General features: G+C 40.9%; 14 protein-coding genes. All 14 read left to right on the top strand.

Features of this window, described 5'->3' with window-relative positions:
- Window positions 1-7: 7 nt before the first annotated feature.
- Window positions 8-637 carry a MotA/TolQ/ExbB proton channel family protein gene (locus tag F967_RS07860; protein ID WP_004757921.1) on the top strand — a complete coding sequence of 210 codons (630 nt, stop codon included), beginning with the start codon at window positions 8-10 and terminating at the stop codon, window positions 635-637.
- Between the two features lie 14 nt (window positions 638-651).
- Window positions 652-1,080: an ExbD/TolR family protein gene (locus F967_RS07855; RefSeq protein ID WP_004682240.1), complete on the top strand. Its 429-nt coding sequence runs from the start codon at window positions 652-654 to the stop codon at window positions 1,078-1,080.
- On the top strand, window positions 1,077-2,804 hold the full coding sequence (msbA, locus tag F967_RS07850) for a lipid A export permease/ATP-binding protein MsbA (protein ID WP_004799220.1): 1,728 nt from the start codon (window positions 1,077-1,079) through the stop codon (window positions 2,802-2,804). The genes F967_RS07855 and msbA overlap by 4 nt, the downstream gene beginning before the upstream one ends.
- 2 nt (window positions 2,805-2,806) lie before the next feature.
- On the top strand, window positions 2,807-3,814 hold the full coding sequence (gene lpxK, locus F967_RS07845) for a tetraacyldisaccharide 4'-kinase (RefSeq protein ID WP_004682236.1): 1,008 nt from the start codon (window positions 2,807-2,809) through the stop codon (window positions 3,812-3,814).
- A gap of 9 nt (window positions 3,815-3,823) precedes the next feature.
- Window positions 3,824-4,585: a 3-deoxy-manno-octulosonate cytidylyltransferase gene (gene kdsB, locus F967_RS07840; RefSeq protein ID WP_004799217.1), complete on the top strand. Its 762-nt coding sequence runs from the start codon at window positions 3,824-3,826 to the stop codon at window positions 4,583-4,585.
- A 338-nt stretch (window positions 4,586-4,923) separates the two neighbouring features.
- Window positions 4,924-5,895, top strand: a complete 972-nt coding sequence (locus F967_RS07835; RefSeq protein ID WP_004799214.1) for a DNA polymerase III, delta' subunit — start codon at window positions 4,924-4,926, stop codon at window positions 5,893-5,895.
- 365 nt (window positions 5,896-6,260) lie between these two features.
- The gene (locus F967_RS07830) at window positions 6,261-6,605 is read left to right on the top strand and encodes a PilZ domain-containing protein (protein ID WP_004682232.1); all 345 of its coding nucleotides are present in this window, start codon (window positions 6,261-6,263) and stop codon (window positions 6,603-6,605) included.
- Window positions 6,606-6,627: 22 nt separating this feature from the next.
- Entirely contained in the window at window positions 6,628-7,401 is a 774-nt protein-coding gene (locus F967_RS07825) for a TatD family hydrolase (RefSeq protein WP_004682231.1), read from the top strand.
- 37 nt (window positions 7,402-7,438) lie between these two features.
- Window positions 7,439-8,050, top strand: coding sequence for a TetR/AcrR family transcriptional regulator (locus tag F967_RS07820; protein WP_004679489.1), 612 nt, complete (start codon window positions 7,439-7,441; stop codon window positions 8,048-8,050).
- 12 nt (window positions 8,051-8,062) lie between these two features.
- Complete coding sequence (locus tag F967_RS07815) at window positions 8,063-8,614, top strand: pilus assembly FimT family protein (protein WP_004682228.1); 552 nt, start codon at window positions 8,063-8,065, stop codon at window positions 8,612-8,614.
- Window positions 8,601-8,990: a type II secretion system minor pseudopilin GspI gene (gene gspI / locus F967_RS07810; RefSeq protein ID WP_004799212.1), complete on the top strand. Its 390-nt coding sequence runs from the start codon at window positions 8,601-8,603 to the stop codon at window positions 8,988-8,990. Before F967_RS07815 ends, gspI begins: the two co-directional genes overlap by 14 nt.
- Entirely contained in the window at window positions 8,987-9,616 is a 630-nt protein-coding gene (gspJ, locus tag F967_RS07805) for a type II secretion system minor pseudopilin GspJ (RefSeq protein WP_004799211.1), read from the top strand. Before gspI ends, gspJ begins: the two co-directional genes overlap by 4 nt.
- 5 nt (window positions 9,617-9,621) lie before the next feature.
- Window positions 9,622-10,578: a type II secretion system minor pseudopilin GspK gene (gene gspK, locus F967_RS07800; protein WP_004799209.1), complete on the top strand. Its 957-nt coding sequence runs from the start codon at window positions 9,622-9,624 to the stop codon at window positions 10,576-10,578.
- A gap of 323 nt (window positions 10,579-10,901) precedes the next feature.
- A complete protein-coding gene (locus F967_RS07795; protein ID WP_004799206.1) occupies window positions 10,902-11,441 on the top strand; it encodes a hypothetical protein in 540 nt (179 codons plus the stop codon).
- Window positions 11,442-11,454: the final 13 nt, after the last annotated feature.

The following is an 11,454-nucleotide window of genomic DNA, read 5'->3' as shown; positions in this document are numbered from 1 at the left end:
GAATAATATGTGGGAACTTGTGAAAGCGGGTGGTTGGTTAATGCTACCGCTTATTCTCTCATCAATTTTTACGGTTGCAATTTCAATTGAACGCTATATTCGGTTAAAACGGGCACAGGTACTGCCACAGACATTATTGGTCAATGGTTCGGATGCTGAATCTGTCATTTCACAACTAGAGCAGGATGCTGCCGCAAAAAGTCCTTTGGGTCGTATTCTTAAGGCAGGATATGAACATCGTGACCAGGGCGAGCAGTTTGCGCGTGCGCAGATGGAGGCAACTGCTTCACGGGAAATCAGCCATCTGGAAAAAAATATCAATTTTCTGGGTACCTTAAGTGCCATTGCACCTTTGCTTGGTTTGTTAGGAACCGTACTTGGTATTATTGAATCATTTTTAGTGATTGATATCGGTTCTGCTGGAAATGCAAGTATGATGATGCCTGGTATCTCTAAAGCATTGATTACTACGGCTGTAGGTATGCTGATAGCGATCCCTGCCATGATTGCCTACCGTTATTTTCAACGTGTAGTACATGAATATATTGCTGAGTTAGAACAACAATCAACATTATTTCATGCTGCACTTTTCTACAAAAAAGCACCTCATGTGCAAGAACATCGCCATGCAAGCTGAGCATAGGTGACATTATGAAATTTAAACGTTCTCAAGTTGAAGATATTCATATCAACCTGACACCCATGATTGACTGTCTGTTGTTCATTCTGGTGTTCTTGCTATTGTCCACAACATTCAGCCAGCAAAGCCGTATCAATCTGACTTTGCCCGATGCACAGGGTGTGCCACCAAAACAGTTCGATCAGAAAATTGAAATCATGGTAGACTCAACGGGGCATTATTCTGTGAATGGTCAAGCATTATCAACCAAGGATATTGCGGATTTAAGTACCGCAATCAAGCAGGCTGCACAGGATCGGCGTGATTTGATGTTTATTATTGCGGCGGATGCCAAAGCAACCCATCAGGACGTGATTCGTGTGATGGACGTGGCAGGTCAGCTTGGCTTTGTTAATGTCAATATCAGCACTAAAGTTCCGACTAGAGGTTTTACTGAGTGAATCAGGATTTTAAGGTTTATTTGCGCCTCATCTCATATTTAAAATCTTATTGGGGTATTGCCTTATTTATATTGATCGGTTTTGCGATTAATGCCACCACAGAAGTCTCAGTCGCCAAGCTGATGAAATATATCATCGATGCCATTCAAAATGGTGATCGAGAGAATCTGAACTGGTTTCCTGTTTTAATTGTGCTATTGATGTTTTTTCGTGGCGTTGGATTATTTTTAGGTGGATATTTTACCGCCGTTATTTCACGTCAGTTGGTCTTTGGTATTCGTCAGGAAGTTTACGCCAAACTATTAAGACTCCCTGCACAATATTATCTTGATCATAGCTCTGGTCATATTACTGCCAAGTTAATGTATAACGTTGAACAGCTTTCAGCCGCATCATCAGAGTCTTTGAAAACCCTGATTAAAGACGGTTTGATTGTTATTGGATTGTTGAGCTATTTACTGTATACCAATTGGCGTTTAACACTATGTTTTATTGTCTTTATACCAGTGATTGGCATCTTGGTGCGTATTGCCTCGAAAAAAATGCGTAAGCTGTCGATTCAGGTACAAAATACCATGGGTGATGTCAACCATGTGGTACAGGAAACCATCAATGGCAATAGTGTCGTCAAAAGCTTTACAGGTGAAGCATTTGAACAGCAGCGTTTTTATAAATCGTCACAAGAGAATCTTCGCCGTGGCTTAAAAATGGTGGTGGTGCAAAATATTAACAGCCCGATTATCCAGTTGATTCTCTCTTGTGCAATCGCAGTGATTTTATGGATTGCACTACGTCCACAAGTTTTGGGTGATACTTCGGCTGGTGAATTTGTTGCCTATATTGCAGCAGCAGGTTTAATCTCAAAACCTGTGAAGAACCTGACGGATATTAATGAAAAATTACAGCGTGGTTTGGCAGCAGCCCATTCTGTATTTGAACTGCTGGACTTGCCTGAAGAACAGAATAGAGGGCAACTCACGCCTGTGCTGAAAGGCAATATCCAGTTTGAGCATGCAGATTTACGTTATGAAGACGGTACGCATGCGATTAAAGATTTTTCTTTAAAGATACATTCTGGACAGACAGTTGCATTGGTGGGACGTTCAGGTGCGGGTAAAACCTCATTGGTGAATATGCTGCCACGCTTTCAGGAGTTAAGCGGTGGGCAACTGAAGTTTGATGGTGTGCCTGTTCAGGACATTGAATTGTCTTGCCTGAGATCACAGATTGCAATGGTCAATCAACAGGTGATTCTGTTTAATCGTTCAGTCCGTGACAATATTGCCTATGGTCAATTACAGGATGCAAGTGACGAGAAAGTGATTGCGGCGGCAAAAGCGGCTTATGCACATGACTTTATCATGAACTTGCCACAGGGTTATGACACTGTTCTCGGTGCGCAGGGCTTGAGCCTTTCTGGTGGTCAACGTCAGCGTATTGCCATTGCAAGAGCGATTCTCAAAGATTCTCCAATCCTGATTCTTGATGAGGCAACCAGTGCGCTGGATAATGAGTCTGAATATTTTATTCAACAGGCTTTTGATGAGGCGATGCAAGGTCGTACTACCATTGTGATTGCGCATCGTTTATCGACCATTGAAAATGCTGATGTGATTGTGGTGATGGACAAAGGGCAGATCATTGAACAAGGCACACATACCGAATTGCTCGCAAAACATGGCATGTATTATCAATTGCATCAACGCAATTTTGAGGAACACTAAACATGTCTATGGCGCAAACCATTCAGGATGCCTGGAATAAACAGGCAGCATGGTTAGTGTTGTTGCGTCCATTGTCATGGTTGTACCGTTTTGGTTTTTGCCTGAATCAGGGCTTGTATAGAACTGGAATCAAGAAAGTATATACCGCACCTGTGCCTGTGATGGTGATTGGTAATATCACGGTTGGGGGAAGTGGCAAAACGCCGTTGTTGATTCAACTGGTCAAGTATCTTCAACAACACAATATTCGTGTTGGAGTGATTAGCCGTGGTTATGGCGGTAAGGGAGATTTTCCTGCGCTGGTGACCACAACCTCTGAACCTGATCAAGTGGGTGATGAACCCTGTCTGATTGTACAGGCAACCCATGTTCCCATGGCGGTTGGTCCAAACCGTCAGGCAGCGATTGAACTGTTATTAAAATCTACCGCGATTGACCTGATTATGAGTGATGATGGTTTGCAGCATTGGGCTTTGGCACGTCAGCTTGAATGGATTGTGCTGGATCAAAACCGTGGTTTGGGCAATGAAAAGTTATTACCTGAAGGTTATCTGCGTGAGCCTAAATCACGCTTAAATAGAAGTACGGTCATTGAACATACTAAAATTGCACGAGCTCAGCGAAATATGCATTTAGAGATTGGCCAACCTTATTTGCTTAATCCCAATTCAAGCACAAACACTTTTGATGCCAAGCAGTATTTTAATGCTGTGGTGGGGATTGGCTTTCCGCAGCGTTTTTATCAAACACTGAATAAGCTCGGTGTTAACCAATATCAGGCACATGAGTTTCCAGATCATCATGATTATGAAATTGCTGATTTAACATTTGATCATCATGATGTAATTATCACGACTGAAAAAGATGCGGTTAAGTTCAAGACATTATTAAAGCAACATCCTGAATTTAACATTCCCATTTGGGTGGTGCCTGTTGAGGCAGTTTTATCATCAGATTGTTATGACTTGCTGCGGCAACAGTTACAGCAAGTCGGGATTCAATTTTCTTAGAGGGCAACTATGAAACACATCGTTATTCCTGCGCGTTTTGCCAGTTCTCGTTTACCAGGCAAGCCTTTATTGCTTATTCATGGTCGCCCAATGATTTTGCGCGTAGTTGATCAAGCCAAAAAAGTACAGGACTTTGATGATTTGTGTGTGGCAACGGATGATGAGCGTATTGCCGAAGTGTGTCGAGCTGAGGGAGTGGATGTGGTCTTGACCCGTGCTGATCATCCATCAGGTACAGATCGGTTAAGTGAGGTGGCACGTCTAAAAGGCTGGTCTGCCGATGACATTATTGTCAATGTTCAGGGTGATGAGCCTTTGCTTCCAGCACAGTTGGTACAGCAGGTAACGCAACTTCTGGTTAAGCAACCACGATGTTCAATGTCTACTTTATGTGAGCCTATTCATCAGTTAGATGAGTTTCAACGTGACAGCATTGTGAAAGTGGTGATGAGCAATCGCAATGAAGCATTGTATTTTAGCCGTGCCACCATTCCGTATGATCGTGATGGGGCAAAACAGTCACAACCCACCTTGCATGATCAGGCATTCCGCCATCTGGGTTTATATGCTTATCGTGTCAAATTGCTACAAGAATATGTCACTTGGGAACAGGGAAATCTGGAAAAACTGGAAAGCCTGGAGCAATTGCGTGTATTGGAAAACGGCCACCGTATTGCGATTGCTGTTGCAGAAGCGAATTTACCTCCTGGGGTAGATACACAAACGGATTTAGACCGTTTAAATGCGATGCCTGTTAGTTTATCCGAATAGCCGTAAAACCTCGGGGTTTAGCCCGAGGATATAAGGCTGCAATCCGCTAGTCCCCCTTGTGGGGATTGGCTAGGATTGCTAAAAACATTTGAATCTAGTAATCCATGTGCTATGATAATTACGTTGTATATTTTTAGTCAGCAGACTGATACAACACGAAAAAAAACAGTTTTCCCCATTGTAATCCGTGCACTCTTTGCAATCCGAAAGGTAGGACTACATTGGAATAAGAAGCAGAGAACTATAGTATCTGTTTCGTGGCAGGACATTGCCATCTAGCAGTAGGAATCCCCGTCCTTTAGGTCGGGGAGGATGTCAATTGAGTAGTATTGAGTGATATGCAACAAACCATGATTTATCCCTGGCATGAGCAAACATGGTCTTTGCTCACCACGCGCTTTCCTGAGCTTGGTCATGGTTTGCTGTTTTATGGTAAACAAGGCTGCGCCAAGCAGGAGTTTGCCGAACGGTTTGTTGCATGGGTACTTTGTCTGAATAAACAGGCTGAGGCGGCATGTGGTGAGTGTTCTAGCTGCCAATGGCTGAAATCTGACACCCATCCCAATTATGTGCATATCACCACAGACGAAGACAATAAAAAGCAAAATGCAAAAATAAAGATTGAAAAAATCCGTGACTTATTACCTTTCGTGCAGCAGACAGGTGAAGGCTGGCGTGTGGTAATGATTGAGCCAGCGGAAGCACTTAATATTGCCTCTTCCAATGCATTGCTCAAGACCTTGGAAGAACCAGGTGAGCGTGTGGTACTGATTTTAGTTGCCGATCATTACTTGAAACTACCCGCAACCATCCGCAGTCGTCTACAACATTTCGCCTTGGATCGTCTAACCCCTCAAGAGTCACAGACTTTTGTGCAACAGCAAATTCCAGATTTAACAGCTAAGCAAACTTCCCTGTTGTTGAATCTTGGCAATGATATGCCGTTAAAGGCAATCGAGATTCAACAGAGTCACTGGCTAGAGAAACGGGCTACATTTTTAAATGACTGGTTGAAGCTGGTATCTGAAAAGAATATGCCTTTGTACTACGCCAACAAGTGGTCTAAGGAATTAAATTTTTCAGAATTTCTGATCATGTTTGAATATCTTTTAGCTGATGTCATTGCTTTAAAATTAAATCAGTCAATCAAGAATGATGATCTGGATTTTCAAAAACTTGGCCAATGCTATGATCTGGAAAGTTTGTTTGAAGTTTATTCAGATCTACAGCAGCAGAAATTGATGGTGGAGCAAAATGTTCAAACCCAACTGGTGCTTGATAAGCTGTTTATACAATTAATGAATGCTTAATTCTCGGTATTATATAGCTAAATTCTAAAAATACTAGCACAAGGAAATATCTGTAAAACCTCATTTCCTATGGTTTTAGGTGTGATGATAAATTAAGTATTCAGCTATAGATAAAAAATATAAAGAAGATTTCTTCTGTTTAAAGAACAAGCAAATTCCTTTGGTTTGAACGTTTTTATTAAACATTATTTGTTGTTTCCAGCAATGTTTCCTATAATCAAAAGTAACGATGTAAATGCTTTAACTCATTACTTATCTTTTATCTGCTAAGTCTGAGTTAGATTGATTTTTATAGATGGTTCAATTTGTTAGATTAATCAGCATGATATAAAAGTGTTCGGTTTTTATGTTAACAGGGGAATGTTATGCAACCACAAATGATGGGTGGAATTATACAGGTCAATATTCCTGATAAAGCAACGTTGCAATCAAGTTATATGCCTTTTGTTCAAGGCGGCGGTTTATTTGTTCCAACCAAGCAGGCGGTCAAGATGGGACAGGAGGTATTTGTTCTGGCAACCTTACCAGATCAGGCACAGAAGATTCCGTTGACAGGTAAAGTGATCTGGATTTCTTATAAACAAACACATTTTAAACCACAGGGTTTTGCAATCCAACTGATGGGTGAAAAAGGTGTGTATTATAAAAATGAGGCTGAAAAGTTGCTGGCAGGTTCAAAAGGCCTTGATCGCCCAAGTTACACCATGTAAGCGTTATAGATAGGAAAAAAGAGTGTTTGTTGATACGCATTGCCATTTAACCATGCTGGATTTGACACCTTATCAAGGAGATCTGGATCAGGCACTTGCACAGGCCAGACTCGCGGGTGTGTCAAAATTTATGGGAATTTCAGTTGATCTGGATGACCATATTCAATTGTCACAGATCGCGTCCAGACATGTGGATGTTGGCTATACGGTTGGTGTTCATCCATGTGAGGATGAGCAGACCATGGCACGCGCGACAACAGATTATTTGGTGGAGCTTGCCCAATCTGAAAAAGTCTGGGCTTTGGGTGAAACTGGTCTGGATTACTATCACAGCACTGATTTTATTGCAGCGCAAAAGCAGTGTTTTGCACGGCATATTCAGGCCTCAAAGATTATAAAGAAACCTGTGGTGGTACATACACGTTCGGCTAAGCATGACACGGTTGATATTATAAAGACTGAGCAGTCAACGCATGGAATATTGCATTGTTTTACCGAAGACTGGGAAACTGCGAAAGCTGTTCTGGACTGTGGCTACTACATTTCATTCTCTGGCATTATCTCATTTAAAAATGCACAGGATTTGCGAGATGTCGCTAAACAGGTTCCACTTGACCGTGTACTGATTGAAACAGATAGTCCTTATTTAGCACCTGTACCTTATCGTGGTAAAACCAACGAACCGAAATATGTGCCGTATGTAGCAAAAGCACTCAGTGATGTATATGATAAATCGGTTGAAGAAATTGGCATGATCACTGCCCAAAATTTTGAAAATCTTTTAAATTTGAAATAAACGGTTTTGTTGCGCTAGGAAAAGTTATCACGTGAAAATGGATCGCCAAGCTCAGTTTAGAGCACGAGAAGTCTTGATTTTTCAGATTGCTGAACAACTCTTATTGGAAAATGGTGAAGCAGGTATGACACTTGATGCGCTGGCTGCTGAGCTGGATCTTGCGAAAGGAACTTTATACAAACATTTTCAGAGTAAAGATGAATTGTATATGTTGCTGATTATTCGTAATGAGAAAATGTTGCTGGAAATGATTCAGGATACTGAAAAGACTTTTCCTGAACATCTGGCATTCTTTATGCTGCATCATCTCCATCATCCTGAACGTACCGCCTTATTTCACCAGATTGAAGAACGTCTCTCCACGACTGGGCAAGGGATTCAATTGCTATTCAGCGAATTGTATAGAATTCGCCGTCAACGTTTGCGGATTATTATCCGTATGACAGAAAGCTATCTGGTAGATATCCATAGCAGCATGACCACACGCGATTATTTGGCTTCCATCTGGTCTTTGACTTATGGCGCTGCGGTGATTCTCAACTCAAGTTTTTATCAGCGTTATTTGGGCTCTCGAGATACCTTGCGCGTTGCCTATATTGAGCAGGCTTTGGCGATGCCAAAACAACTTGAACAAGTGGCTGCTTCATAATTGGTCAGGCAAATGAGATCACCCCGCCGATTACAACAGGCATTCACCCTCATTGAAATTATGGTGGTGATTGTGATTATGACCATCATGGCATCCTTGGTAGTGTTAAATATTGGTGGTGTTGATCAGCGCCGTGCCATGCAGGCGAGAGAAATGTTTATTCTCGATTTGAAAAAAATCAATAAGGAAGCAACTGATCAAGCCAAGGTGCTGGCATTAAATACCCAAAATGCAACTGATGTTGCACCCTTTAGCTATAATTTATTTGAATATCATGATCAAAGCCTTGAGCAAATACAACAGGCTAATCGCACTTGGCAACCTTATCCTGAATTTAAACCACGCCAGTTACCTGATCAAGTGTCGTTTAGCATTCAAAGTTTAGATGGCGAGAATTATTCGAAAGCCAAAAATGAAGATTTATTAGGTGGTAAATCACCCCAGTTGATCTGGTTTGGCAATGGCGAGGCCAAACCTGTTCGTATTCAGTTTTATTATGAACAGCAACCCATTGGCCATGAGTTGGAACTCGATCACCTGGGTAAAATAAATGAACAAGATTAAAGCCTTTACCTTACTTGAAGTGATGGTGGCACTTGCTATCTTTGCTGTGGCAGCGATTGCATTAACTAAAATTGCCATGCAATACACGCAGTCAACCTCCAATGCGATTTTGCGGACCAAGGCACAATTTGTTGCCATGAATGAAGTGGCCATGATGGAAATGAATCAGGAATGGTTGGAAGGGACACAGTCCAAACAAGTCACCTCACAGGGAGAAACCTGGCAGATTGATAAAAATGCCCAGGCAACCATTAGTCCCAATATTCAGCGCATCGAATTGCAGGTGAGCCTGTTTAATAGCGAACAAGGTAAAGTTGAAGCAGGGGTCACCAACATGGTTTTTTTTAACTACCCAGCAAAAGCCAAGACATCATGAAATATAAACAGGCATTTACTTTAGTTGAATTGTTGGTTGCGATTGCAATTTTTGCGGTACTTTCAATGCTGGGCTGGAAAGTTTTTGATTATTTATTAAAAGTAAAAGACCGTAATGCGGAACATGAAACATACCTGTTTGAACTACAGGACGCTTATCAGCAAATTTTGAGGGATAGCCTACAAATCATTCCCTTAACGGCCAATGATGGCAGACAATTACAAGCGGCTTTATTGTTAAATGATCGAAGTTTTATGTTTAGTAAGGCTGGTGTCTCAGATCCATTAAAGCAGGGTGTGTCGCCTTATGAACGGATTGAATATCGCTATGATTCTGCACAGAAGAAAGTCTATCGTTTAAAATATGCAAATCTCAATATTCCTAATCGGGTGCAACCGATTTCCAGTACGCTGTTAGAACGGGTGGACCAGTTTAAAATTACCGTTCTCAACCCACAAGAATTGACCCAATGGCCTGAAAATATCAGTGATCCGAATAATGTAACTGAATTAAAAAAACTACCTTTAGGGTTTAAGGTACAGTTGACTGTTGCAGGCACAGATTATGAGTGGATTTATAGTCTACTGAATACCAATAAATTGTCAGAAAATAAAACAGGGCCATGATTGCTATGAAGGATGATTCATCTCAACGTGGTATCGCATTACTCACTATTTTAGTGATGGTGGCCTTAGCCACCATTCTGGCTGCAACCATTGCCAAACGACAGACCAATACCTCTGAAAATACAGGTTATTTGATGCGTCAGGATCAATCCCTGCTTTATGCTAAAAGTGCAGAGGCATTTTTCTCTGAATTGCTGATTCAGGACAGTGATAATGGTAGCAGCATTGATCATTTACAGGAAAACTGGGCGAAACCAATGCCAGCCTTTCCTGTAGAGGATGGTTTTATTTCAGGTCGTTTGCTGGATGAGTCTGGAAAATTCAATTTAAATAATTTGTTAAAAGCTGATGGCAGTGTGGATGACTCTGCAAGACGCTGGTTTGAAAAATTATTGCAACGCGTCGGGTTGCCTGCTGAATTGAGTCAGGCCGTAATTGACTGGCAAGATGCCGATGATGAAACTACGGGGGCGATGGGCGCAGAAAGTAATTATTATCAGGGTTTGGATCCATCCTATTTGGCTTCCAATACCAACTTTCATCAGGTAGAGGAGTTAAAGCTGGTCAGAGGGTTCGAGGGAAAAAATTATGACCTCATTGCTCCTTATGTCACCGCATTGCCAGAAGCCACAAAAATCAATATGAACACGGCGGCTCCCTTATTATTGGCAAGTATTGATCCCAAATTAGATGTAAAAACGCTAGAACAGGAATTGAAAGCCAAACAGGCAGAGTTGACTTATTTCAATAGTGTTGAGGATTTATGGAAACTGAATGCTTTTTCTGGAATAGAACCACAAAACAAGACCGATGCTGCGGCATGGTTAGACAGTAAATCAAATTATTTTACTGCTCAAATTGAAGTGGTTTTAAGTGAACGCAAACGACAGTTTAGCAGTGCTATGATGCGCAAAGACAAGCAGGTAACAGTCTATTCCAGAAGCCTTGCACCGTTTAAGTGATTGAATTTTTTGTAGCTAAAAATTTTAGATTGTAGTAATTTTACTGGAATAAATTTTCGTTTAAAAAGGGAGGAAGAATATAGTTATGAATAATAAGTTAATATATATTGATAAATATTTCCTGTCTATCATAAGCGCATCGCGTCATACTGATTCCTATAAAAAATTCTCTATTTTAGTCACCTTATTTCTCTTTTTTCTGTCGGCTGTATGTCGCCTACAACAGTATTTTGCCGATTTCGTACAATTTCTAAAAAGCAGTATGACTTTGTTCATTGCTGCTGATTCTACACGTCTTTACTATGCTCAAAATTAGGTTTTTTATGAATATCAATCATTTATTTAGTCGGGTAATTATTGCTTTAAGTTTATCCAGTATAACGATATTTAGTCATGCCAATGATGTAGAAATCTCAAATAATACCGTGAATTATATATTGTGGTTTGCTGTTGTATTGGGGATTGCAAGTGGTTTTGGGATGTATCACTGGTTATTTAAAAATTTTAAAACCTATGAAACATTAAAATCTTGGGCTGTGGCTGTTGTTGTAGCAATGGTGATCGCTAGTCTACCGCTCTGGTTTATAGGTGACTTTGCCAAAGTATGTATGCAAACCATTACCGATAGCAATGGATATGTACGTGAGGTTGTGACAGCAGCCGACCAATGTGTATTAAGCCGTGAGGAAGTCTCTGCATGGGGGATTTCCAGTATGATTGCAGGATTTAAAAGTGCCTTGGGATATAACGATAGTTTCTTATCTACAGGTCTAGTTTATTTCTTTTATTATTTTGCAGTTTTTTTCTGGACGAGTGTGATTTATTTGATTGCTCTTTTTACATGGAAAAAGTGGAAATCGTAACTTTTTAAAAATT

Origin of the sequence: Acinetobacter sp. CIP 102637, from assembly GCF_000368425.1 — a bacterium.
In the GTDB taxonomy this organism is placed as follows: domain Bacteria; phylum Pseudomonadota; class Gammaproteobacteria; order Pseudomonadales; family Moraxellaceae; genus Acinetobacter; species Acinetobacter parvus.
Note: the sequence above shows the minus strand (reverse complement) of the source record. Positions and strands in the feature narration are given on the sequence as shown.

What these genes read in the sequence shown, in the direction of transcription:
- F967_RS07860 (WP_004757921.1), top strand. Translation starts at nt 8, where the DNA reads ATGTGGGAACTTGTGAAAGCGGGTGGTTGGTTAATGCTACCGCTTATT.
- F967_RS07855 (WP_004682240.1), top strand. Translation starts at nt 652, where the DNA reads ATGAAATTTAAACGTTCTCAAGTTGAAGATATTCATATCAACCTGACA.
- lpxK (WP_004682236.1), top strand. Translation starts at nt 2,807, where the DNA reads ATGTCTATGGCGCAAACCATTCAGGATGCCTGGAATAAACAGGCAGCA.
- kdsB (WP_004799217.1), top strand. Translation starts at nt 3,824, where the DNA reads ATGAAACACATCGTTATTCCTGCGCGTTTTGCCAGTTCTCGTTTACCA.
- F967_RS07835 (WP_004799214.1), top strand. Translation starts at nt 4,924, where the DNA reads ATGCAACAAACCATGATTTATCCCTGGCATGAGCAAACATGGTCTTTG.
- F967_RS07830 (WP_004682232.1), top strand. Translation starts at nt 6,261, where the DNA reads ATGCAACCACAAATGATGGGTGGAATTATACAGGTCAATATTCCTGAT.
- F967_RS07820 (WP_004679489.1), top strand. Translation starts at nt 7,439, where the DNA reads ATGGATCGCCAAGCTCAGTTTAGAGCACGAGAAGTCTTGATTTTTCAG.
- F967_RS07815 (WP_004682228.1), top strand. Translation starts at nt 8,063, where the DNA reads ATGAGATCACCCCGCCGATTACAACAGGCATTCACCCTCATTGAAATT.
- gspI (WP_004799212.1), top strand. Translation starts at nt 8,601, where the DNA reads ATGAACAAGATTAAAGCCTTTACCTTACTTGAAGTGATGGTGGCACTT.
- gspJ (WP_004799211.1), top strand. Translation starts at nt 8,987, where the DNA reads ATGAAATATAAACAGGCATTTACTTTAGTTGAATTGTTGGTTGCGATT.
- gspK (WP_004799209.1), top strand. Translation starts at nt 9,622, where the DNA reads ATGAAGGATGATTCATCTCAACGTGGTATCGCATTACTCACTATTTTA.
- F967_RS07795 (WP_004799206.1), top strand. Translation starts at nt 10,902, where the DNA reads ATGAATATCAATCATTTATTTAGTCGGGTAATTATTGCTTTAAGTTTA.